General features: G+C 65.5%; 18 protein-coding genes. 3 read left to right on the top strand and 15 right to left on the bottom strand.

Annotated features, from left to right (window positions below):
* Positions 1 to 202: 202 nt before the first annotated feature.
* A complete protein-coding gene (locus tag PMI02_RS02085; protein ID WP_007678022.1) occupies positions 203 to 916 on the top strand; it encodes a methyltransferase domain-containing protein in 714 nt (237 codons plus the stop codon).
* Here PMI02_RS02085 and PMI02_RS02080 read toward each other — a convergent pair.
* The 5 genes from PMI02_RS02080 to PMI02_RS02060 form a co-directional block, all read right to left on the bottom strand.
* The gene (locus PMI02_RS02080; RefSeq protein ID WP_007678015.1) at positions 894 to 2,195 is read right to left on the bottom strand and encodes a M20/M25/M40 family metallo-hydrolase; all 1,302 of its coding nucleotides are present in this window, start codon (positions 2,193 to 2,195) and stop codon (positions 894 to 896) included. The two genes, PMI02_RS02085 and PMI02_RS02080, sit on opposite strands and share 23 nt — an antisense overlap.
* Positions 2,196 to 2,236: 41 nt before the next feature.
* Positions 2,237 to 3,490 (bottom strand): D-amino acid dehydrogenase, encoded by a 1,254-nt coding sequence (locus PMI02_RS02075; protein ID WP_007678012.1) that lies wholly within the window; start codon positions 3,488 to 3,490, stop codon positions 2,237 to 2,239.
* An 89-nt stretch (positions 3,491 to 3,579) separates the two neighbouring features.
* The gene (locus PMI02_RS02070) at positions 3,580 to 5,187 is read right to left on the bottom strand and encodes an amidohydrolase (protein ID WP_007678010.1); all 1,608 of its coding nucleotides are present in this window, start codon (positions 5,185 to 5,187) and stop codon (positions 3,580 to 3,582) included.
* Between the two features lie 14 nt (positions 5,188 to 5,201).
* Positions 5,202 to 6,794, bottom strand: coding sequence for an amidohydrolase (locus PMI02_RS02065; protein ID WP_007678008.1), 1,593 nt, complete (start codon positions 6,792 to 6,794; stop codon positions 5,202 to 5,204).
* Positions 6,795 to 6,819: 25 nt separating this feature from the next.
* The gene (locus PMI02_RS02060) at positions 6,820 to 9,729 is read right to left on the bottom strand and encodes a TonB-dependent siderophore receptor (RefSeq protein ID WP_007678005.1); all 2,910 of its coding nucleotides are present in this window, start codon (positions 9,727 to 9,729) and stop codon (positions 6,820 to 6,822) included.
* Positions 9,730 to 10,371: 642 nt separating this feature from the next.
* Here PMI02_RS02060 and PMI02_RS02055 point away from each other — a divergent pair.
* Together PMI02_RS02055 and PMI02_RS02050 are read left to right on the top strand one after the other, a co-directional pair.
* Positions 10,372 to 12,813 (top strand): zinc-dependent metalloprotease, encoded by a 2,442-nt coding sequence (locus tag PMI02_RS02055; protein WP_238538950.1) that lies wholly within the window; start codon positions 10,372 to 10,374, stop codon positions 12,811 to 12,813.
* Positions 12,814 to 12,862: 49 nt separating this feature from the next.
* Positions 12,863 to 13,441: an Lrp/AsnC family transcriptional regulator gene (locus PMI02_RS02050; RefSeq protein ID WP_007678000.1), complete on the top strand. Its 579-nt coding sequence runs from the start codon at positions 12,863 to 12,865 to the stop codon at positions 13,439 to 13,441.
* Here the strand turns inward: PMI02_RS02050 and PMI02_RS02045 are convergent.
* The 10 genes from PMI02_RS02045 to PMI02_RS02000 all read right to left on the bottom strand — a co-directional run bounded on the left by PMI02_RS02045 (position 13,438) and on the right by PMI02_RS02000 (position 23,851).
* Positions 13,438 to 14,706: a decarboxylase gene (locus PMI02_RS02045; protein ID WP_007677998.1), complete on the bottom strand. Its 1,269-nt coding sequence runs from the start codon at positions 14,704 to 14,706 to the stop codon at positions 13,438 to 13,440. The genes PMI02_RS02050 and PMI02_RS02045 overlap by 4 nt on opposite strands.
* On the bottom strand, positions 14,703 to 14,942 hold the full coding sequence (locus PMI02_RS02040) for an acyl carrier protein (protein WP_007677996.1): 240 nt from the start codon (positions 14,940 to 14,942) through the stop codon (positions 14,703 to 14,705). Before PMI02_RS02040 ends, PMI02_RS02045 begins: the two co-directional genes overlap by 4 nt.
* Positions 14,943 to 14,953: 11 nt before the next feature.
* Positions 14,954 to 16,516 carry an AMP-binding protein gene (locus PMI02_RS02035; protein WP_007677994.1) on the bottom strand — a complete coding sequence of 521 codons (1,563 nt, stop codon included), beginning with the start codon at positions 16,514 to 16,516 and terminating at the stop codon, positions 14,954 to 14,956.
* Entirely contained in the window at positions 16,513 to 17,082 is a 570-nt protein-coding gene (locus tag PMI02_RS02030; RefSeq protein WP_238538949.1) for a serine O-acetyltransferase, read from the bottom strand. Before PMI02_RS02030 ends, PMI02_RS02035 begins: the two co-directional genes overlap by 4 nt.
* Positions 17,075 to 18,067 carry a glycosyltransferase family 61 protein gene (locus PMI02_RS02025; RefSeq protein ID WP_238538948.1) on the bottom strand — a complete coding sequence of 331 codons (993 nt, stop codon included), beginning with the start codon at positions 18,065 to 18,067 and terminating at the stop codon, positions 17,075 to 17,077. Before PMI02_RS02025 ends, PMI02_RS02030 begins: the two co-directional genes overlap by 8 nt.
* Positions 18,068 to 18,384: 317 nt before the next feature.
* Positions 18,385 to 19,605 (bottom strand): DUF418 domain-containing protein, encoded by a 1,221-nt coding sequence (locus PMI02_RS02020; RefSeq protein WP_007677985.1) that lies wholly within the window; start codon positions 19,603 to 19,605, stop codon positions 18,385 to 18,387.
* A 105-nt stretch (positions 19,606 to 19,710) separates the two neighbouring features.
* Positions 19,711 to 19,992: a hypothetical protein gene (locus PMI02_RS02015; RefSeq protein ID WP_007677982.1), complete on the bottom strand. Its 282-nt coding sequence runs from the start codon at positions 19,990 to 19,992 to the stop codon at positions 19,711 to 19,713.
* A gap of 7 nt (positions 19,993 to 19,999) precedes the next feature.
* The gene (locus PMI02_RS02010; protein ID WP_007677979.1) at positions 20,000 to 22,522 is read right to left on the bottom strand and encodes a cbb3-type cytochrome c oxidase subunit I; all 2,523 of its coding nucleotides are present in this window, start codon (positions 22,520 to 22,522) and stop codon (positions 20,000 to 20,002) included.
* Positions 22,519 to 23,481, bottom strand: coding sequence for a cytochrome c oxidase subunit II (gene coxB / locus PMI02_RS02005; protein WP_007677975.1), 963 nt, complete (start codon positions 23,479 to 23,481; stop codon positions 22,519 to 22,521). Before coxB ends, PMI02_RS02010 begins: the two co-directional genes overlap by 4 nt.
* Positions 23,471 to 23,851: a cytochrome c family protein gene (locus PMI02_RS02000; RefSeq protein ID WP_007677972.1), complete on the bottom strand. Its 381-nt coding sequence runs from the start codon at positions 23,849 to 23,851 to the stop codon at positions 23,471 to 23,473. The genes coxB and PMI02_RS02000 overlap by 11 nt, the downstream gene beginning before the upstream one ends.
* Positions 23,852 to 23,912 lie beyond the last annotated feature (61 nt).

Here is a 23,912-nt window from a genome sequence, read left to right as displayed (position 1 = left end):
CTGGGGGTGAATGAGTGAACAGCGGCCCGTCACGTGGGGTTCGGCGCTACCGGTGACTTGCGTTTCATCGTGGCATCCCGGCTGCTCTCCCGAACGGAGACTGCGCCCTTTCGAAAGCCCCCGCAAGCACGATGGATGTGTTAACGATGCAACGCAGAAATCCCGGAGTCGCTTCCCTGCGCGCCGGACGCCGGAGCCGGACATGAGCGTTCTCTCGACCCGTTCCCGCCAGGAAGAGCAGATGGACGCCGCCGACCTCGACGGCGCGACGTACACCGCCGTCCTGCGCGATCTCGCCAAGGTCAACCGGTGGACGCTCACGGCACATCCGACACTGGCCTTCCTGTCCCATGCGATAGGGGAAGCGCGCAGCTTCAGCCTGCTCGACGTCGGCTTCGGGTACGGCGACCTGCTGCGCAAGGTGGCGCGCTGGGCGGAGCGTCGAGGGATCGAGGCGCGGCTGGTCGGCGTCGACCTCAACCCGGCGAGCGAGGGTCTGGCTCGGGCGACGACACCCGTCGGCCTCGCCATCGACTACCGTACCGGGGACTATATCGACCAACCTGAAGAGTTCGACTTCATCGTCAGCAGCCAGGTCGCCCACCACATGAGCGACGAACAGCTCGACCGCTTCCTGCACCATATGGAATACGCGGCCCGGCGCGGCTGGCTGGTCTGCGACCTCAACCGCCATGCCTTCGCTTATCACGGCTACCCGCTCCTGGCGCGGCTCATGGGCGTTCACCGTATCGTGCGGGAGGACGGGCAGCTGTCGATCGCCCGGTCCTTCCGGCCGCAGGAATGGCCGGCGGTGCTGGCGCGGGCCGGTCTCGATCCCGACACGATCCGGGTCGAAAGGCGTTTTCCTTTCAGGATCGCTGTGGAGCGCCGGTTTACCGCACCTTTTCCCGGCTGAGGCGTGTCATGAGCAGCGCTGCGCGCTTGATCTGGCGGGGGAAGCTGGCGAGATCCACGCGCTCCTCGGGCGTGTGGTCGCCGCTGCTGCTGGGGCCGAGGCCGGCGAGGCCGTCCACGTCCTGCGCGACGAAGCTGATATCCCCCGCACCGCGTTTCAGGGGATCGAGGGCGGGCATCGCGGTCAGGCCGAGGTCGGCGTTGATCGCGTTGAGCCGGTCCAGCAGCGCCTGGTTGCCCGGCGTCGGAGCCATGGGCGGATAGCCTTCCTTGAACGTGATGGTGGCGCCCGTCTGCGGCAGGTGCTTCGCGACGATTGCCTGCATCTTCGCTTTGACCCGTTCGACCTGCTCAGGCGTGAGTGCGCGGAAGTCGCCCTTGGCGATGGCGACGGGCGGAATGATGTTGGTCTTGCCGGTCGCCTCGATCATCGCCTCGTCCGGGCTGAGGTTCGCGGTGGCGCCGCCGGCGACGAGGCCGATGTTGAAGGTGAGGTTGGGCTCGGGCAGTTCCTGACGGAAAGCGGTGATGATCCGCGCCAGTTCGAACACCGCGCCGTCGCCGACACCGGGGGAGAAGATGCCGCTCGAATGCGCCGTCACGCCGGTTGCGGTGATCGTATAATCGCGCGCCGATCGCCGGGCGACCGAGCCGTAGTCCTGCCCGTCGATGATCACGAGCCCTTCGAAGTCGAGCGCCACGTCGGCCCGCTTGCCTGCGGCGATCAGGTCCGCCCGGGAGGTGCTGATGGGCGTGCCGGAGGCTTCCTCGTCGCCGGTCAGCACGACCTCGACATTTGCGCCCGCCAGCGTGCCCGCCGCCTTCATCGCCCGCAGCGCCGCGAGCATGACGACGATGCCGCCCTTGTCGTCGCCTGCTCCGGGGCCGTGAAGCTGGTCGCCCTCGCGCTTGGCAGTCTGGAACGGCGAACTCGGTTCGAACACCGTGTCGAGGTGGCCGATTAGCAGCATCCGCGTAGTGCCCGCCTTGCCCTTGTGCGCCGCGATCAGGTGCCCGGCGCGGTTCACCGCGTCCATCGGCACCCACTTGGTGGTGAAGCCGAGCGCGGTCAGTTCAGGCACGACCATGTCGCGCACCTTTTTCACGCCCTCGACGTTACGGGTGCCGCTGTTCTGCGCAACCAGCTTCTCCAGCAGCGCGAGGTCTTGGTCCGCCCCGGCATCGGCTGAAGCGACGATCCTGCGTTCGGGTGCGGACACTTCGGCGAGGGCAGGGGCGGCGGCCAGCAGCAGCGGCAGGGGAAGCAGGGCTCGGATCATGCACGGACGATACCTTGGCAGCGCGGCGGTGCAAGGGCCGCTCATGCCGCCGCCGGCAGATTGTCCAGATGCTCGGCCGCCAGCTCGGCGGTGATGGCGGAAAGGGTCCAGCCCAGGTGTCCGTGGCCGGTGTTGTAGAACACGCGGGGGTGGCGGCCGCGCCCGACGATCGGCATCATCGTCGGGGTCATCGGGCGCAGACCCGCCCAGGGGATGACCTGCCGGGTCGACATGCCGGGAAAGTGGCGCTCGCTCCATGCAATGAGCGGCTTGATGCGGTCGGCGCGGATGTCGCGGTTGATGCCGTTGAACTCGGCGGTCCCCGCCACGCGGAAGCGGTCGTCTCCGAGGCGACTGGTGACGATCTTGGCGTCCTCGTCGAGCAGACTGACGCGCGGCGCGGCAGAGCGGCTGGGCTCGTCGCCAAGCTGGACGGTGATCGAGTAGCCCTTGACCGGGTAGATGTTGGCCCGGTCGCCCAGCATGGCCGCGAGGCCGCGGCTGGCGATCCCGGCGCAGACCATCACGGCGTCGCCTGCGATGGCGTCCTGCGGACGGTGGGCCTGTCCTTCCCCAAGGCCGCCCACCGCCTGCAGTCGCACCGACACACCGTCGGGGCGAAGGTCGAACCCGGCGACTTCGCTGCCGAACACGAAGCGCGCGCCGCGCCGCTCGCAGGCCGCCGCGAGGCCGCTGGTGAACTTGTGGATGTCGCCGGTGGAGTCCGAGGGCGTGAAGAAGCCGCCGCAGAAGTCGCCGTGGAGGCTCGGTTCGATCCCGGCAATCTCAGCCGGAGACACTTCCTCGCGCTCCAGCCCGCCCTCGCGAAGCAGTGCATTGCCCTTGCGTGCCTGCGCGAAGGTCGCCGGATCGCGGTAGAAGTGGAGGATGCCGCAGCGGGCGAGGTCGAAGTCGATCCCCTCGCGCTCGGCGATCTGGAACAGGTGGCGGCGCGCGGCGATGGCGAGGCGGGTGGTCTCCACCGTGTTGGCGCGGTGCTTGCCGATGGCGGCGGTGAATTCGGCCAGCCACGTGTACTTGTGATACGTGGGGCGCATGTTGAACAGCAGCGGCGCGTCGGCCCGGAAGATCCAGCGCATGCCCTTGGTGATCGTCGCGACCGAGTTCCAGACCTCGGCATTGCTGGCGGAAAGCTGGCCGCCATTGGCGAACGAGGTCTCCATCGCCGGGTAGCGCAGGCGTTCGACGATCGTCACCTCGTGCCCGCGCTCGAGCAGGGCATAGGCCGAGGTGACGCCGGTGATACCGGCGCCGATGATGATGATCCGGGCCATCGCGGGTTTCCTGTCTGGTGGTCGGGCCTGAGAGGGGCCGGCCGGGGCAGTTTCCCTGGATAGGGCCCCGGCCGGTCGGCGCGGCGGGCCTAGCCCCCTGCGCCCGAGGTTTCGCGACCCGAAGCCTCGTAATCTACGCCCAGCTGCTGCAGGTACGTGTCGTATTTGTCGGGCTGGTAGTACTTCTGCTCCATCGCCGGGCGGATCTGCGTCATGGTGCGCGCGTTGCGGTCGATGGCGGGCATGTCGGTGGCGGCGATCAGCGGGTCGTACTTCTGCTCCTTGAGCTGCACGTCGCGGAACCACGCCTTCGCGTCGGTCACCAGCTGCGGGGTGGTGGCGATGTCGAGGATGGTCATGGCGACGGCCTTGGCGCCCGCCACCGTGCCCTTGTGCGCGATCGGGGTGGCCATCGCCATTGCGGCGGTGGAGTGGTGGAAGATCACGTTCGGGATGTTCGCCGGGTAGCCGATGGTGACGGTGGGAACGGTCCACATGACGTCGCCTATGTCGTCCGAGCCGCCGAAGCTGGCCTCGCCGCGCGTCTCGGGCGTCGAGAGCGGGGTGACTTTGGCGGGCAGGGCTTCGACCTTGAGGTGATTTGTCGTCTGCACGGCCTTGGCGAAGGCCTGGTCGGCCGGTGTCCACTGCGGCACGCCCACCGCCTCGATGTTGGCATAGAGCGCCTCGGCGAGCGGCTTGTTGCCGTAGTTGGGGGCAGCGAAGCCCAGTACCTTGCGCTTGACGGAGGTGCCGGACGCGAGCGCTGCGGCGTCGGCCACGTCGTTGCCGGTCTTGTAGAGATCCCGCAGCGAGGAGAAGTCCTTCTGGCGGAAGTAGTACCAGCTGCTCGCCTTGTCGGGCACGACGTTGGGCTGGCCGCCCCCATTGGTGATGACGTTGTGCGAACGCTGGGCGAGCGGCAGGTGCTCGCGCCGGAATTGCCACATCACATCCATCAGCTCGACCCCGTCGAGCGCGCTGCGCCCCTCCCACGGCATCCCGGCGGAGTGCGCGGTCCTGCCCTTGAACTCGTACTCGACCGAGATCATGCCAGTGAGGCCAAGGTCGCCCCAGCCGGTGCCGAAGCCGGTGTTGACGTGCGCGAAGATCGAGGCGTCGACGTCCTTGAACACGCCCGCGCGCACGTAATAGGCCTTGGTCGCCAGCAGTTCCTCCGCCACGCCGGGCCAGAGCATCAGCCGGCCCTGGATGCCGTGTTTCGTCATCACGTCCTTGGCGGCGATGGCGGCAGCGACCATCAGCGGCATGCCCGAATTATGGCCCTCGCCGTGGCCCGAGCCGCCTTCGGTCAGCGGTTTGACCTCTGCGATGCCCGGCACCTGCGAGACGCCGACGAGCCCGTCGATGTCGCTACCCAGCGCGATCTTAGGTCCACCCTTGCCCCATGTGGCGGTAAAGGCGGTGGGCACTCCGGCGATCCCGCGCTCGATCTTGAAGCCGTTCTTCTCGAGGATGGAGATGAGGTATTCGCTGGTCCGGGTCTCCTGGAAGCCGGGCTCGCCGAAGCTGAAGATCTCGTCGACCATGACCTGGATGTGCTTGCGCTGGGCCTCCACCCCGGCCAGCACCTCCTGCTTGAGCGCCGGGTCCGCCGCCGCGAGGGCAGGGACGGGGGCCAGCGCCGCGCCCGCCAGCATCGGCGCCAGCAGCGCCGCGAGCTTCCTGTTTTTCATGCCGCTCGCTCCCTTCACTTCGCCGGGCCTTCGAGCATCGGGTACTTGATGCCGAGCTGGTCGAGGTAGGTCGGGTACTTGGCCGGGTTGTAGTAGTACTTCTCCATCTGGGGGCGGTAGAGCGCCATGTTGCGCTCGTTGAGCCAGATTGCGGGTACGTCCGCATCGGTCAGGACCGGGGCGTAAGTGTCGGTCTTCAGCTGAACGTCGGTAAAGTAGGTCTTGGCGTCGGCGATGAGCTTGGGAGTGGTGACGAGGTCGAGCACCGTCATCGCCACGGCCTTGGCGCCCGCTTCCACGCCCTTATGAGCGATCGGAGTGGCCATCGCGATCGCTGCGGTGGAGTTGTGGCCGATCATGTTGGGGATGTTGGACGGGAAGCGGATGGTGATCGTCGGGACTGCCCACATGATGTCGCCGATGTCGTCCGAGCCGCCGCCCGTCGAGGGCTTGCGGTTCTCGGGCGTGGAGAGTTCGGTGACCTCGTCCTTGAGCGGCTCGATCTTGCGCTCGTTGTAGGTCTGGACGGCCTTGGCGAAGGCCTGGTCGTCCGCGCTCCACTTGGGCATGCCGACGGCCTTGATGTTGGCGTAGGCGGCCTCGGCCATCGGCTTGTTGCCGAAGTTGGGCGCGGCGTAGCCCAGCGTCTGCTGGGTCATCGTCGTGCCCGTGGCGAGCGCGGCGGCCTTGGCGACGTCGTTGCCGGTCTCGTAGAGCTTGCGGATGTCGGCGAAGGTGCGCTCGCGGAAGAAGTACCAGATGCTCGCCTTGTCGGGCACCACGTTGGGCTGGCCGCCGCCGTTGGTGATGATCATGTGCGAGCGCTGGGTCAGCGGCAGGTGCTCGCGCCGGAAGTTCCAGGCGACGTCCATGATCTCCACCGCGTCGAGCGCGCTGCGGCCTTCCCAGGGCATGCCCGCCGAGTGGGCGGTCTTGCCCTTGAACGAGTATTCGACCGAGACCATGCCGTTGTTGCCCATCTCGCCGTAGCCGGTCGAGAAGTCGGAGCTGACGTGGGTGAAGATAGACGCGTCGACGTCCTTGAACAGCCCGGCCCGCACGAAGTAGGCCTTGGTCGCCAGCAGTTCCTCGGCGACGCCCGGCCACAGCATCAGCCGTCCCTCAAGGCCGTGCTTCTGCATGACCTTCTTGGTGGCGATGGCGGCGGCCACCATGAGCGGCATGCCCGAGTTATGGCCCTCGCCGTGGCCCGGCGCGCCTTCGATCATCGGCTTGAGGTAGGGCACGCCGGGCATCTGAGAGACGCCGAGGACGTCGTCGATGTCGCTGCCCAGCGCGATCTTGGGTCCGCCCTTGCCCCAGGTGGCGGTGAAGGCGGTGGGGATGCCGGCGACGCCCTTGGTCACGGTGAAGCCGTTCTTGGCGAGGATGCCGGTCAGGTACTCGGAGGTCTTGAATTCCTGGAAGCCGGGCTCGGCGTAGCTGAATATCTGGTCGACCATGACCTGGATCTGCTTGCGCTGGGCCTCGACCTCGAGCGCGACCTCGTCCTTGAGGGCCTGCGGGGCCTCGGCGCGGGCCGGGGCTGCGGACAGCACGGTGGAGGCGAGGGTGGCGGCCAGAACGGCGCGGGTGAACGTCCTCATCTTGGGGGTATTCCTCTCTCTTCCCTTAGAATTCGACTTTGGCGGCGACGCGGAACGTGCGGCCCACGACATCGTAGCGGCTGCGGTTGGTCTGGGCGTAGGCGGGGACGTTGTTGCCGTCCGGCCCGTTGCCGACGAGGACCGGGTCCTTGTTGGTCAGGTTGTTGACGATGAAGGTCAGGTGGCCATTGCCCCCCATCGTCGGGAACTTGAAGTCGATCGAGGCGTCGAAGTAGGTGGCGCCGTTGATCGAGTTGTCGTTGATCGTGCGGTACTGGGGCGTGCTGGCGGGGCAGTCGCCATTGCACTCGATCCAGTCGTTGCCGTAGACGCCGTCGGTGAAGCCGCGTGCGACGAGGTTGAAGGTCACCGGGTCCAGCTCGTAGAAGGCGCTCAGGCGGTAGACCCAGTCGGGCGAGGCGTAGGTCGTGTTGGTCAGTACGCCGGCGTAGTCGATCGGGAAGCTGATGCCGTCGTCGAGCACGTTCTCGATGTAGTGCGTGGCCTGCCCGTGGAGGCGCAGAGTGCCCGGACCGACCGGCAGGGTATAGCTCGCCTCGATGTCGAAGCCGCTGGTCTTCTGGGTCGCGAAGTTGATCGGTGTCAGGTCGATGGTGCTGAGCGCGCCGTTCACGAACTTGATGTTCGGGCAGTAGGAGGCGACACCCTGATCATAGCACAGGTCCACGGTCTGCTGTGCGGTGATCGAGCCGATCGCGTCGTCGATCTTGATGTCGTAGTAGTCGAACGAGGCGCTGAAGCCCGGCAGGAACGACGGGGTGATGACGATGCCCGCCGTCCAGCCGTCGGCGACTTCGGGCTTGAGGTTCGGGTTGCCGAAGGCGTTCTGCACGAACTGCTGCGAGCCGGTGACGGGGGCGTTGGCCCCGGCCGGGATGATGACCGAGTTGGTGCGCGCGGTGCCGGCGGCGAACAGTTCCTCGAGGTTGGGCGCGCGGATGTCGTGGCTGATGTTGCCGCGCAGGCGCACGTCGTCGATCACCTGCCAGGTCGCGCCGACCTTCCAGGTGCCGACCCAGCCCGAGGTCGAGTAGTGCGTGCCGCGCGCCGCGGCGTTGAGGTTCAGCCCTTCGATGATCGGGATATCGACTTCGAGGAAGCCCTCGTAGACGTCGTATTTGCCCTGGTTGACGCGGAAGTTGCCGTAGAGCCAGCCCGAGTTGTGGACCGGATCGACCTCTCCGTCGATCTGCTCGCGCCTCCATTCGACGCCGGTGGCGAAGGCGACGTCACCCGCCGGAAGCGCGAAGGCGCTGCCCGAGATGGTGGCGGCGGCGACGTCCTGCTTGATGGTCTGGTGACGGACCGGCTGGTATCCATCGAGGAAGATGTAGTCGAGCGCCTCGGCCGATGGACCGTTGGTGCCGAGGCGGTCGATGGGCACGCAGCCGTTGGTCGGGTCGGTGAGCGTGGAGCGGCACACGATGCTGCCGTTGGCTGCGAACACCGCGTCCTGCGCCAGCGCCATGCGAGAGTTCTGCCAGGTGTTGGTCAGCTCCTCTCGCGCCTTGGTGACGCCTTTCTGGTAGTAGACGTCCCAGTTCATCGGCTTGCTGAACAGGTCGAGGCTGCCCTTCGCGCCGACGACGCCACGATAGACTTCGCGCTTGATGTTGCTGCCGGGGATCGGGAAGCCCGCGTTGGAGGTGCCCACCGTGATCGTCGAGAGGCCGCGCGCGGCCATCTGCGCGGCGACGGCCGGGTACTGGCTGAGCAGGTAGGCGTTGTCCGTGCGGATCGAGACGCCGGTGCTGGGGGTCTGCTGGTACGAACTGGCGCTGACCGAGCGGTTGTAGGAGAACTGGCCGAACACCTCGATATCAGGCGTGACGTTGAAGCCTATGCGCTGGAACGCGCTCAACCGCTCGTCCTTCGGGACGAGGGTGTTGGTGCCGACATGGCCCGCCAGCGTCGTCTGCCAGTCGCCGCCGACCATCCACGGGCTGGAGACGGTGCCGTAGTTCAGCTTCGCGGTCTGGCCCTCGCCGAGGAAATAGGTGCCCATCAGCGGGCCGCTGGTGATGAGGCCGCCCGCGGTGTAGCCCGAGGGTCCGATGCCGCTACCGACGTAGCGCTGGGGCTGGCCGTTGGTGGCGGTGTAGGCGGGGTTGTTGATCTGGAAATAGCCGCTGTCGTTCCAGTCGCGGTTGATACCTTCCTCGCGCGTCTGGTCGAACCACGAGACGCTGGTGAGCAAGTGCAGACGGTCGTCGAGCAGCGAGAATCCGGCGGTCGCGGCGATGCGGTAGTTGAAGGCGTCGCCGTAATCAGAGATGCCCGCGTCGGCCGAAAGCTTCACGCCCGTGTAGCCGGTATCGAGGATGAAGTTGACGACACCGCCCACCGCGTCCGAACCGTATGCTGCGGAAGCGCCGCCAGTGATGACCTCGACCCGCTTCACCAGGTCCTGCGGGATGGTGTTGATGTCTACCGTCCCGCCGACGCTGGATGCGACCGAGCGCTGCCCGTCGACCAGCACCAGCGTGCGGCCGACGCCGAGGCCGCGCAGGCCGATGGAGTTGATGCCCGCACCTGCGTTCGAAAGGCCGCCCGAAGACGTGCCGGAAGTGCCGCTGCCGGCGATCGCGGGCATCTGGTTGACGAAGTCCGAGATGTTGGCCGGCGCCTGCGCGGCGATGTCCGCCTCCCCGAGCACGGCGACGGGGGTGGGCGCGCTGTAGCCGTCGCGCACGATGCGCGAGCCGGTCACGACGATATCGCTCGTCGGACCTTCGGCGATCTCGTCTGCCGGGGTTTCCACCTCCTGCGCCATGGCCGGGGTGATCGACAGGAGCGGCGCGGCCGATGCCAGCAGCAGCATCCGGGCGGTGAAAGTCTTCGACTTGTGTCGAGCGCCAGAAATCCGACCAGCATGCGTGGTCTGGGTGGCGCTTTCTTCAGTGGCGCTGTGCATCGCGATAATTCCCTCCGGCCTGAACCATGTCTGCCGCAGGCGTCCCCGTCCCCGTTACGAATGGAGGGCACGTGTCCGGTCGTACCGGTGAAAGGCCGGTCGGCGGATTCTCGTCCGCTGCTTTACGATCGTAGCGTCCCCGCCTCGCGATGGTCGCAAGGTTCCATTATCGAGAAGTGCCCGTTGGCGCCGTTGCCCCGCGGTGCCCTCCCCGACGCCGTTGATCTTAGCTGGAAGGCTGCGCGTGATCCCACGAAAGATCAGGAGATTGCTGCAGGCGGTTGACAGATTCCGTCGCCAAACCCGCACCTCGCGCAGAAATGGTGCGAGCGAGCGGTTGGGAGCGCATTTTCCAATCATGATGCAATGGCGTGATTCGGAAATGCGGCAATGCGTTCCGATTACGGTTTCAAAGCTTTAACTCGATATGCGAACCGGTAGGGAGAATCCGTTGTCAAGGGGGCGTTTGACGCAGGATTTCATCGTCAAAGGGGGTTGATCGCCCGATAAGTTCGGGGATGCTGCAGTGCGATATCTGTTAGTCTTGGCAGGTCATCAACGGCCGTCCGGTCAGCCATTTGCCCGGGTAGTCCAATAACAGGGGTTGTTTTGCCGATGTCGATTCCTGCGCGCAATAAACACTTGGTCCGCACCCTGCTCGTCGCTGCCTCGGCGCTGTCGTTGCTGTCCGGGACCGGGGCAACGGCCGCGCCCGTTCGCGTGACGGCATCGCCCGACGGCGCGCTGCTGCCGGTCGAGGCGGACGCACAGAAGGGCAAGGTCATGCTCGTCCTGCCCGCGGCGGACGCGGACGGCGTTTCGGGCCGCTACCTGTTCACGCAGGCGATCAAGACGGGCCTGGGCTCGGCCGCCATCCGCATCGACCGGGGCATGCAAGGCGATACCAAGGTGCTGGCGTTCCGCCGCATGGGCGGCAAGGTCGCCGTCGTCTTCGAAAACCCGCGCTATCGGGCCACGGGTGATGCCGGCGTCGCCAAGGGCGCGCGGGCCAGCTTCCCGTTCAGCACCGTCGCCATGCTGGAGATCGTCGGCGATGCTCCCGATGGAGGGCCGGTGAAGGTCGACCTGACCCCGCTGCTGATGGCCGACAGCATGGACCTTGGCGGAGCGCTCGCCGCAGGTGCCAAGGGCTACAAGCTGTCGGAAAAGCTCAGCGCGGTCGATACCGGCTCGATCAAGGTGTTCCCGCGCAACATCGAACTGGAAACGGTGCAGACATTCGCCGCCGACAGCGCGGGCCACGAACTCGATATCCTCGCGCCGGACGGCCGCGCGGTCAGCTTCACGGTGCACTCATCGCTCGTGGCGCTGCCTGAACCGGGTTTCAAGCCGCGCCGCTTCGACATCCGCTCGGGCGCCCATGCCACCCAGGTCTACGACTTCGGCACTCCGCTCGGATCGCCGATGCTGGTCGAATACGCGAACCGCTTCCGCCTGGAAAAGACCGACCCGGCGGCCGCCCGCTCGCCGGTCAAGAAGCCCATCGTCTTCTACATCGACAGCGCCGCACCCGAACCGATCCGCAGCGCGCTTGCGGACGGGGTGCGCTGGTGGGCCGACGCTTTCGACGCCGCCGGGTTCATCGACGCCTTCAAGGTGGAAATCCTGCCCCCCGGCGTAGACCCGCAGGACGTGCGCTACAGCATGGTCAACTGGACCGACCGCCAGAACCGCAGCTGGTCGTATGGCGGGGGGGTCATAGACCCGCGTACGGGCGAGATCATCAAGGGCAATGTCGTGTTAGGTGCGCTTCGGGTACGCCAGGATATCACGATCTTCGAAGGCCTCGTCGGCACCGCCCAGAACGGGGACGGCGGCCCGAACGACCCGGTTCGCGCGGCTTTGGCGCGTATCAGCCAGCTCGGCGCGCATGAAGTCGGGCACTCGATCGGCTTCGTCCACAACTTCAAGGCCAGTCTCCAGGACCGCGCCTCGGTGATGGACTACCCCGGTCCGAAGGTGGATATCGCCGGAAGAAACCTAAGTCTTGCAGATGCTTACGCGTCGGGCATCGGAAGGTGGGACAAGTTCACCGTCGACTGGCTCTACGGAGAACCCTCTCCCAGCGTAGACCCCGATACCGACGCCGCCTCCAAGGCCGAAGCCGCCCAGAAGGCCGGCATGCTCTACGGCACCGACATCGACGGCCGCGCCTCCGACCTCGCGGTCCCCGGCGTCAACATGTGGACCGAGGGGCAGGACACCCCCGCCGACCTCGCCCACACTCTGGAAGTCCGCCGGATAGCGCTCCAGAACTTCGGCCCCCGCGTCCTCCTCGCCGGAGAACCGCTGTCGAACCTGCGCCGCAAGTTCGTGCCGATCTGGCTGTTCCACCGCTATTCCATCGACGCCACCGGCAAGCTCGTTGGCGGTGTGCGGTACGACTATGCCGTAGCGGGCGACGGAAAGCCGGTGCCCAGCCCGGTTCCCGCAGCTGAACAGCTGGCAGCGATGGACGCCATGGTCGCGACGCTTTCGGAACGCGAACTGACGGTTCCCGGCGAACTTTCGATGGTGCTTTCGAGCGGCACCAGCGCCCGCGACGACGCCGAGGCGGAGCCGGAAGTACTGCTCAGTGCGGGTTCCGCCGTATTCGACCCGCTGGTGGCGGCACAGGTCGCGGCGCAGGTCACGCTCGACAGCCTGCTTGCGCCTGCGCGCCTGACCCGCCTTCACATCCAGCATGGCTACGACGCAGGGCAGCCGGGAGTGATGACGCTGCTCGACAAGCTGCGGCCGGTTATCGGCGCGCATGACCGTGCCGTCACGCGCCGTATCTCCCAAGCAACGCTGCTGGCTATCGCCTCAGCTTCGCGCGATCCGGCCACTCCCGCGGATGTCGCGGCGGTGCTCGACGGTTTCCTCAAGGTCATCGCGGGCAGCTTCGCCAAGGCCAAGCGTGTTTCCGAGGAGGGGCTGTGGCAGCTGTCGATGGCCGCCACGCTTGGTGATCCGGCAAGACTGGAGGCCGAGATCGACAAGCAGCGTCGGCCCAAGCCGGACATCCCGGCAGGCATGCCGATTGGCGATACCGGGTGGTTCGACGACGTCCTGCCGAATTGATCGGTCCTTCCGCCACCTTTCGTTTGAAGTCACGGAGGCTTGCGGCACTATGGTTCTGAAAACGAAAAAAGGGGCGCAGAGCAACATGGACATGCCATCAGGCCGATCGAACTGGCTCGAACCGGCGCGAAGCCGGCCTATCCAGCACGAACTCGACGATACCGACTTCCGACTGATGCGCGCGCTGGTGACCGAAGGGCGCGCATCGGATGTCTGGCTCGGAGACAACGTCCACCTGTCGAGCACGGCGGTCGCCCGGCGGCGCAAGATTCTTGAGGAAACCGGCTACATCACCCATTATTCGGCCAACCTCAACGTGCGGTCGCTGGGGTATGGTACGCTCGTGGTGGTGTCGATCGAACTGATGTCGCAGGCCGAGAACGTGCTCCAGGATTTCGAACGTGCGGTGCTTCAAAGCCCGTCGATGCGCTTCTGCGCGTTCGTCACCGGCGACACCGACTTCCTGATGATCCTGAACGTCCAGTCGCTCGAGGATTACGATATGATCTATCGCAAAGAACTGTCGGTCCTGCCGCACGTCGCCCGCATCCGCAGCAGTTTCGTGCTGCGCGAAGTGGCGAACCGCCAGATTGCGCCCGCGATCCTCCAGGCGCATCGCTCGATCTAGGCGGCATCTGCAGCCGCGAGGCTCATGCTTTCAAGGGTCGATACCGGCGCAAGGAAGCGGGAGACGTCATGCAGCACTCCGCCCAGCAGCATCAGCTCGGCGGGAGGTGCGTGGCTTATGAAATGGATTGGGCTGGCGGTGAGGCCGTAGGCCCCGCTGTTGTGGACCGCGATCACATCGCCTTCCGTAAGCACCGGTAGCCGCACGCCGCTCCCCAGCCTGTCGATCGAAGTGCAGAGGGGGCCACTGATGTCCACGGGTTCGACGACCTCGCCGCCGCCGACCCGGTGCATCGAGTAGTTGCGGCGGATGACCATGCCGAAATGCCCCGAGGCAGGCAGGTGGTTGTTCATGCCGCCGTCGCAGATGGCGATGCGCACACCGCGCGACTCCTTGATCGAGACGACCTGGGTGAGGAAATACCCGGCCTCCGCCACCAAGTAGCGGCCCAGTTCCAATTTGATCTTTGCCTTGGTGAAGCGGGGGGCCTCACGGAACCGGGCGATGTCCGGCAGTATGGCATCAGCCACGGCGTCCAATGGCAGCGGGACGTCGCCGTCGTGATAGGCTACCCCGAGCCCTGCGCCCATGACCAGGCTGTCAGGCGTCAGCGCGGCGCCTTCGCACAGGTCCTCGAAAATGGAGAGAAAGCCGCGGTAATTCTCCACGATCGCGTCGGGCTTGAGGCACTGGGTGCCGGAATAGATATGCAGCCCTGCGAGCCGCAGCCCGGGCATGGAAGCGATAAGCTCCAGCGCCGCCGCTGCGTCGGGCAGGTCCACCCCGAACGGACTGGGGCGGCCGGCCATCTGGTCGCCGAACCCTCTCGGCACCCTGTCGGGAGCGACGCGGAGCAAAACCGGTTGAACCTGCCCCGAAGCGCAGGCCACTTCGCTGGCAACCCGCGCTTCACGAAGCGATTCGAGAACCAGCAGGCCGAGGCCTCCGTGGACTGCCTCCCTGATCTCGAACTCGCGCTTTGCCGGCCCGGTGAAGCTGACGAGAGCGGGGTCCCAGCCGGATTCCATCGCCAGATGGAACTCGCCGATCGACGATACGTCCAGCAGGTCGATCTTGCCGACCATCCAGTGCAGGAGCGCCGGATTCGGGTTGCTCTTGACCGCGAAGCTCAGGTCCAGCTGCCCGCCGAAGGCCGAGCGGAGCTTCTCGATGCGCTTTGCGATGTCGTCGGGGAAATAGACGAAGGAGGGCGTTCCGAACTGGTCGGCGGCTGCGGCCAGCCAATCGTCCCGGTCGCCGCTCATGTCGCTTTCTCGAGTGCGAAGCGGCTGATCCGCTCGGGGGTATCGAAATTCTCCAGTGTCACTTCGTCGGCCCTGATCTCGATCCCGACCTCCTGTTCGACGAAGGCGATCAGGGAAATCATGGCGATGGAATCGAGTGCTCCGGATGAAAACAGCGGAGTGTCGGCATCGACCTCGCCGTCAAAGCCGGAGATGGTGTGCAGTTTCTCGATGATCTTGTCGGTCGTGAAGGGCACTGGGTTCGCTCCTAGGGGGCAATGGGCTGTGGTTGCGGGGGCGGGGCGCATGCGCGCACCACCTCGGGGCGGGCGAGTTTTCCACTCGCCGTGCGAGGCATCGGGGCGTCCCAGACATGGATGGCGCGAGGAACCATGTAGGCGGGCATGACCTGGCGGCAGTAAGCGAGCAGCCCTTCGCGAGTGGCCCCCGCCGTGAGGGTCGCGGCGACGTGCACGCTCTGGCCCAGCAGCTCGTCGGCGACGCCGAAGACGACCAGGTCGGTCGCCATGCCGCTGCGGTGGACGAGGTCTTCCACCTCATCCGGACTGATGCGGAACCCGCTGCTTTTGATCAGGTTATCCCGGCGGGAGACGAACCAGAGGTCGCCATCCTCGTCGACCCTGACGATGTCCCCGCTGTACACGACGAGTTCGTCACCGATGAGCGCCGAAAGTTCCGGGCAGGGCCTGATCTTTTCGGCCGTCGCATCGGGGCGGTTCCAATAACCCTGGCTGACGAGCGGGCCGCGATGCACGAGTTCGCCCTGCTCGCCCGGACCGGCGATGCCGATGCCTTCCTTGACGACGAAAACCTCGCTGTGGGGGATGGCCTGGCCGATCGAACCCATTTTCCGGGCGAACTTCTCCGGCGGCAGGAAGGTGGAGCGAAAAGCCTCGGTCAGGCCGTACATGAGATAGACCCGAACGTCCGGGAGCAGTTCGGGCATCCGCTCAAGTATGTTCAGAGGGATCTTGCCGCCCGAGTTGGTGATGAAGCGCAGGGATGGCAGGGCCTCGTGCGAGGCGTCCAGCAGGCGGATGAACTGGATCCACAGCGGGGGGACGGCCGCGAAGCCGGTCACGCCGTGGTCGCGGATGGCGCGGACGATTTCGGTGACCATCGCGACGGGCTGATGCACCACAGTGCCGCCCACCAGCATCATCGTCGTCAACTGGTTGAAGCCGTAGTCGAAGCTGTAAGGCAGTACGCTCAGCAATCTGTCGTCCGAACGCAGTTCCAGGTAGGCGGAAACCGAGCGCGCGCCGTAGACGATGTTACGGTGGCTGAGCATGACGCCCTTGGGCTTGCCGGTCGAACCCGAGGTGTAGATGATCGCGGCAAGATCGGTTTCGCTACTGGCGAAGACTCTTGAGGGGGGGGCATCGGGAAGTTCGTTCCAGCAGGCGGCGGTAGTGCAATGACCCGCCAGGAGCACTGTCACGTCCAACAGCCTGTCGGACAACGCGGCCGCCACTCCTGCTTCAAGGATGGCTGCCCGTGCCCCGCTGTCCTCGATGACGTAAAGCAATTGCTCTGCGGTCCACGCGGTGCTGACGTTGACGAACACGCAGCCGATCCGGCTCGCCGCCAGCATGGCGGCCACCTCGCGCATGCCTTTGCGGACCTGCACCACGATCCGGTCTCCCGGCACCAAGCCCCTGTCGGCAAGGAACGCCGCGACGCGGTCGACTTCGCGGGCGACCTCGGCGTAAGTAAAGGATCGTGCCGGATCGACGATGAAGGTTTTCTCCGCCTGCTGCGGAAAGTTGTGATCGAACAGGTCGAAGACCGTGCGGCTATCTTGGGTCATCGGAACGGACCCAGCCGCGGGTAGATCCTCGCAGGTGATCCCACGACGACCGAGTCCGAAGGGACATCGGTGGTCACCGCGCAGTTCGCGGCGATGCGCACGCGGTCGCCGACGCGGATAGCTCCCAGCACCGTCGAGTTGGTGCCGATGAACACGTCGTTGCCGATCAAGGGCGCGCCGGGGCGCATGTTCGTGCCGATGGTGACGTTATGCATCACGCCAAGGCGGTCACCGATCACGACGTCGGGATGGATCGAGAGCGAACCCTCGTTGTTGACGATGTGGAAATCGCGCCCGATCGTGACCCGGGGCGGGATCCAAATTTTCGTTATGTTGGCGACGAAGAAGTTCATCAGGCCGTAGAACTTCGATGCGAGCCCCCTCGTTATCGGGCTGCGGCGATGCAGACCCCAGTGGCCGAACCGATAGATGCAGAGCGAGACGAACGCCCCGTTCGTCACCGCCGAACCGTGGCGACGATAGTCGGCGGTGATGATGTGCCAGGCCGACTCCCGCCGCACGTTGCCGGCCGCCCCTGGCGGACCATCGATTGCGGCGTCAGGCAAGGTCGAGGGTCCGGTTGATTTCGTCGATATCGGCGTGAAATGCATCGTCATCACCTCCCATTCCCACCACGAGCGAATAGTCCTGCTGCTGGCGATCGGTGAGCAGCTTGAGTACGGCCACGGCACGCGACGGCGGCTGGATCACAAGCGCACGCGCGTCCGGCGGCATCATCACCAGCCCATGCACGAGGTGGCTGCCCTCGACGCCCGCGACCACCGAGGCGCCTCCGCATGCCGCCACGATTTTGTCCAGCGCAGCGGTGGTCGGGTCGAGCACGGTGAAGCCATGGCGGGCGGCAAGATGATCGGCGATCGCGCGTTCGTTGCGCAGGACCCGCTTCTCGCCCGTTGCGCCCCGCAGGAGAAAGACGCCGGGGTGCCGGCGCGGCTCGCTGCCCGCGAGGCGACGGCGCATGTCGTCTGCCCGAGCCCTCTTGTGGGCATTGTGCGAGCGATCGTCGAACAAGATCAGTTCGTCGAACAGCGTCGCGCGTGTCCTCACCGGCGTTATGGCGAGCCGCCGCTCGTAAGAGGGTCGATGCCCCTTGGGCACCATGGTCGCCATGGGGACCCCCGCGTTTTCGGCCAGGCGATAAGTGAGGCAATCGTCGCTCAGCCAGTTGCCGAACCAGCGGTTGCCGACCCAGCTCTCGTACATCGCGGCGCGGCACGCCTCGCGCGGGGCAAGGCCGAGCGGGCGGCGCCCCGCGCCCGGGCGCAGATGGCGGGCGGTGCTGCCGGAATGGAGTATGCCGTCCATGAGCAGGACGTTGCTCAGGCGATAGCCGAAAGTCGGGGCCTGCTGCGAATCGAACCCGCCGCGAAAATCGCGCAACACTTCCTCGATCGAACCGAACTCCGAGCCGCGAATTCTTTCCATCTGACCGGACAGCGCCAGGGCAGGCCGGACGTGGACCATGCTGGCGGGGGCGATCTCCCATCGCTCCACTGCGCGCGTCAGGACATCCTGCGACTTCGCACCCATCAAACGGGACACGCCGTGCATTGCTGGACGGATAAAGGGGCGCAACATGTTGGATTGTCCGTTCAAGGCCACGCCGCGCGATCGGGCGCGTTACGGACTTCCAAGAAATAATTCAGAAAAAACAAAGCAAATCGCCAATACATAATGGAAAAGGCACAGCAACATTTTCACAAAGCTCGCCCAATGCGTATCCGCCCCCATAGGAACAGGTTACCTCGCGGTCAGAACCCACGTCCGCAAATCATGGATGGTCAAGCGCAAGACTCTTTGCCGCGGCAAAGCGAACTTGGCTCGTTACCGCTTTAAGCTATTGATCTTCAGTTGCCCGGCGTCGGCTGCATATCGAGTTCGGGCGAAGGCCCAGAACCAAGCGGTGCGCGCCTGAAGGGAATGTCGACCCTAAGGTCGGTCGCCGCCCGCCATGCCCATTCGACCGGGCCATATCGGAATCGGCGGAACCACAAGTTTGCGATGCAAACCTGAGAAGCAATCGCGGCGATGCCGACGAGTAGAAGCGTGGGGCCGTCCCACCTCTGGTACAGGCCGCCGCCGAAAGGATAGAGGAGGGGAATGAAAATCAATGACTGCAGAATATAAAGCGTAAGCGTCGCACGCCCGACATTGGCTAATGGCGCAAGTATCGCGCGCGCGGAACTCTGCCACAATGCGCAGATCGCAAGCCCCCAGCAGGCTGTGGCGGCCAGGTCTTCCCAACCTTCCAGGATGGCGCCCAGAATGTCGGTCGATTCCACTCCCGCCGCAGCATCGAGCAGTTTCACGCGGATGGAATGCAGCACGAGGATCGATGCCAGCCCTGCGATCAACGCCAGTGCCCTCGGGCGGCGCAACTCGGCCAGGCGGGAGAAGAAGTTCGCACGGCCTAGGACGAGCCCGACGATGTAAAGACCGAAGATCTGGGAAATACGGCCAGAGACGAACATGAAGTGCCACTTGGTGACCTGCCCCACCCACATGTTCGCCCGAACCACTTCGGACAGGCCTCCATGCAGATACGCCGAGACGCCTGGATTGACTGCTCCCGCTGCCGCGGCGGGGAGCACACTGCGACCTGTCACCGCGAAGTTCCACCACTGCAGGGGTTGCAGAAAACACAGGATGGCGATGCCGATCAGTATGCGCTTACCTTTGATCTTGGTGGCAAGAAGCAGGGGCAGGCCCAAGGTCGCGAGCACTTCGATGATGTCCCCGGAATAGATCATCGCATGGGCGTAGCCGATCAATTCAAGGATAATGAGGCGCCAGGCGAACCATAGGGCGTTGTTCGACGGTTTCGCTCCGGGACGGTCGATCAACATGTAGAAGCTGAACCCGAAACCGATCGACAGCAGGGGGAAGGACTTCCCCATGAAGAGGGCGAAGACGGCTTTGCTGGCCCAGCTTGGCTGCGGGTGCATCCAGTACAGTTCGTAGCCTTCCAGCATGTGAACCAGGAACAACGCCGACAGCGCGAAACCACGCAAGACATCGACGATCTGCAACCGCTCTGCTTTTGGAGAAGGTACGCTGGTGCGAGACATGCCGCTCCCGCCCATGATTAGGTTAGGTTGAGCGCTTTTACGTTTCCTCGGCCCGGCGAAGATATTGGGAATATTATCTCCCCGATTTCGGTCGCTCGCTGAGGCCTATTCTGTTCCCGCGAACCAGGGGGGAAGCGCTTGCCAGCAGACCGCGACCAGACTGAGCGCGACGCCGCCAAGCGCTATAGAGCGGCGCCATCCTGCGAAAGTATCTCGAACCTCCAAGCGCCGGCCCCGGAGCAGCAGAAATGCATCGACTCCAAGGCAGGGCACCGTGAGCAGGACGGTGATCCAGCGCGACGGAGCGATCTCGGCGATCGCATAGAGCCCGAAGAAGTGTGTCGTCCATACCAGCAGCCCGCCGAGGAGGATGGCCCAGGTCTTCATGCCTGCGTCACGCGCCGATCGAGCGGGCGAAGAGGGTGCCGACCAGTCCCTGCGCTCCGGTATAGGCGATGAAGAGGCAGGTAAGGTCGAGCGTGTTGTTCCGGCGCGCCGTGACCACGCGCCGCAGCTGTCGCCATCCCAGATAGAGCGCCATCAGCACAGCGATGGCTGCGACCATGCCCTGCAACGAAAACAGTGCGAATACCGCCGCGCCCTGACCTCCGGCATCAGGTGCCGTGACGGCGGACCATGCGCCGATGTCCAGCCACAGCAGTGCCGGAGCAACGATCGCGCCGGCCAGCGCGGGGAGGATCGCCCAGGACTTGCCGATCCGGTGAAGTTCCCGCGTGCCCCAAGCCGCCGCGATGACGGCAAGGTAACCCAGCGCGATCGGTAGTGCCTCGAGCATTGGCGGCGGCGCTGTCCAGAACGAGGGCTGGTTGCCCCACAGGAAGGCAAGGCTGAAAAGAGCCATCGCAAAGATCATGCCCATGACGACGATGAGGATCATCATCGCCCACCAGCCGTGGCTCTGGGGGCCGGTGACATAGGTGGGCACGCGGATGCCCGCACCGATGTCGACGTCGTTCTCTGGAACGGGCAGGTCGGTGTCCGCCAGCCAGCACAGGACCGCGAGGATGCCGAGCACGCCGCTGACGAGCGCGAACAGGTAGGCTTGTACCGTCAGCGCCAGGAAGAAGCCCGCCGTGAACAACGCCGCTGCGAAGGGCCAGACCGATGGTCCTGGCATGATCTGCACGTATTGCGGCTCCGCCAGCAGCGGGCTGGTGACGATCGTCTCGCGCCGGCCCGTGGCAGTGCGGGGCAGGAAGTAGCGGCCCCGCTCGACATCCTCGGAGATGTTCGGATCGTCCCACAGCGGCTCGCGGCTTTTCACCACCGGTATCGAGCGCGTGGAATAGAGCCCGGTCGGCAACCATTCCAGCGTACCGGCGCCGAAGACGTTGCCTGCCTCCCCCTCCTCTGGTGCGAGGCGGAAGTTGCGGGCCATATCGATCAGGAACAGCAGCACGCCCGCCGCCAGCATGAAGGCACCCAGGGTCGAGATGAGGTTCAGCGTGTCCCAGCCGCTGCCCGGCAGGTAGGTATAGATGCGCCTCGGCATGCCCATCAGGCCAGAGAGGTGCATCGGCATGAAGGCGATGTTCATGCCGCCGAACATGAGGCCAAATACCCATCGGCCCCATCTCTCCGACAGCGGGCGGCGGCTCACCATTGGAATCCAGTAATACATCGCCGCGAACAGCGGGAAGACCATGCCTCCGATCAGCACGTAATGCAGGTGGGCGACGATGAAGTAGGTGTCGTGCGCCTGCCAGTCGAATGGGACGAGTGCGACCATCACTCCGGTCAGCCCGCCGGTCACGAAGATGACCACGCTGCCCATGGCGAAGAGGCCCGGCGTATTGAAGCGCGGCTTGCCGACCGCGAAAGTCGCGATCCAGGAGAAGACCTGGATGCCCGCCGGCAGACTGACCGCCATCGATGCGGCGGAGAAGAACCCTGCTGTCATCGGCGGCAGACCGGTCGCGAACATGTGGTGCGCCCAGACGCCGAAGCTGATGAACCCCGTGGCGATCATGGCGAGGACGATCAGGCGGTATCCGACCAGTTCCGCACGCGCGACGGTGGGGATGATCATGCTCATCATGCCCGCCGCCGGCAGGAAGATGATGTAGACTTCCGGGTGGCCGAAGAACCAGAACAGGTGCTGCCAAAGTACCGGGTCACCGCCGCGCGTGGCGTCGAAGAATGGCCAGTTGAACGCGCGCTCGATCTCTAGCAGCAGCGTTGCGAGGATCACGCTGGGGAAGGCGATCACGATCATCACCGCAAAGACCAACATGGCCCAGGCGAAGATCGGCATCTTGTCGAGGCTCATGCCCGGCGCGCGGGTGCGCAGGACGCCGACGATGATCTCGACGGCTCCGGCGATGGCGCTGATCTCGATGAAGCCGATGCCCAGCAGCCAGAAGTCGGTGTTGATGCCGGGCGAGTAGGCTTTCGACGTCAGCGGCGGGTACATGAACCAGCCCCCGTCGGGCGCCAGACCGATGAACAGCGAGCCGAAAAACGCGAGCCCGCCTACCGCATAGGCCCAGAACGCATAGGCCGAGAGGCGCGGGAAGGGCAGGTCACGCGCGGCCAGCATCTGCGGCAGCAGCAGCACGCCCGCCGCCTCCACCATGGGCACTGCGAAGAGGAACATCATCACCGTGCCATGCATGGTGAAGACCTGGTTGTAGGTCGCCTGGGGCAGCACGTTCATGAGCGGTGCGGCCAGCTGCACGCGCATCAGCAGACCGAGCACACCCGCCAGCAGGAAGAACAGGAAAGCGGTGCCGAGGTAGTAGATGCCGACGTAGTTGTTGTTGACGACGGTGAGATATTCCCACCCCTTGGGCGCGCACCAGACGCGCTTTAGGCCTTCCTCCTCGCCCTCCGGCCGGTCGCCTTGCGTCGGGAAGCGGTTGAAGAGGTCGGGATCGAAGCCTGTCTCCGATTTCATTTCAGGCCGGCCAGATAGTCGGCGAGGGCATTGAGTTCCTCCGCCGTGAACTGCTTGTAGTTGGGCATGCGGTTGCCGGGTTTGAGCGTCTGGCTGTCGGCGATCCATCCAGCGAGGGTGCCCCGGTTGTTGGGCAGGATGCCTGCGCCAAGCGTGCGCCGCGATCCGACGTGGGTGAGGTCCGGCCCGGCGAGGCCGCGCGCCTCGGTGCCGGCGATGGTGTGGCAGGCCGCGCAGCCGCTGGTCAGGAACAGTTCCTGACCGCGCGATGGCGGCGGTGCTGGGCGCGGGGCGAGGCGGCCGGCTCGCCAGCGCTTGAAGCTCTCTGGCGTATGGGCGACGACCGCGAAGCCCATCAGCGCATGCGGGCCGCCGCAGTATTCGGCGCATTGACCGCCGTAAGTGCCGGGCTGGTCGGCCTGGATGCGCAGCAGGTTCCGCCGGCCGGGGATCATGTCCATCTTGCCAGCAAGGCGCGGCACCCAGAAGCTGTGGATCACGTCGGCGGAATCGAGTTCGAGCAGGACTGTCTCACCTATTGGTACGTGGAGTTCGTTGGCATCCTGCATCACCGGGCGGCCTGCCTTGTCGAGATAGGAGACGCGCCACCACCACATTTCGCCCGTCACGCGCACGCGCATCTCGCCGGGGCGCGGGGCCTTCGCGGCAAGGTCTCCGGTGAGCCAAAGGCCCCAGACGAGCAACACGGTCAGCACGACGACCGGGAAGGCGACACCGCCGATCCAGATCGCCTTGTCGCCGCCCAGCCGCTTGCGTAGCGACGGCGCGCCCCATAACGCCACGCCAAGCGCGGCCAGCACGATCGCCAGCACCACGGCGCCGCCGATCAGCAGTGCCCATGACAGCAGGGTCACCGGCTCGGAGTAAGGTCCGGCCGGGTCCAGCACAGCGGGCGGCCAGCCGCCTAGAACGGCTTTCAGGTCGGTCTCAGCGGGCATCGGAATGGTGGAGGAATGCGGCGATGTCGGCTGCGTCCTGTTGCGTCATGGGAATTTTGGGCATGGCGGTTCCGGGAACGGTCGCCGGCGGATCGAGAAGATAGGCGGCGAGTTCGCCGGGACGGTTGGGGAGCTTGCCCGCGATCAGCCCGCGATCGGCGAAATTCGTCAGCGCAGGGCCGGTGGTGCCTTGGGGCCAGATATCGGGGATCGCGTGACAGGCACCGCAGCCGAGCCGCTGGGTCGCCGCCTTGCCGCGCGTGATCGAGGCTTCGTTCGCCTCATGAGGGGCGACCGCGATGTCCTCGCAAGCGGCAAGCAGCAGCGTGGCCATCAGCGCGAAAAGTACCCCCGTCCTGCGATCATCCATCGCTTTGGGGAACAGTCGGTTAGGGCGATGGTTCCGTCAGCCATGCGTCGTTTCCTTCCCG

The sequence above is a fragment of the Novosphingobium sp. AP12 genome (genome assembly GCF_000281975.1).
In the GTDB taxonomy this organism is placed as follows: Bacteria; Pseudomonadota; Alphaproteobacteria; order Sphingomonadales; family Sphingomonadaceae; genus Novosphingobium.
This window is presented reverse-complemented; position numbering and strand designations above follow the sequence as displayed.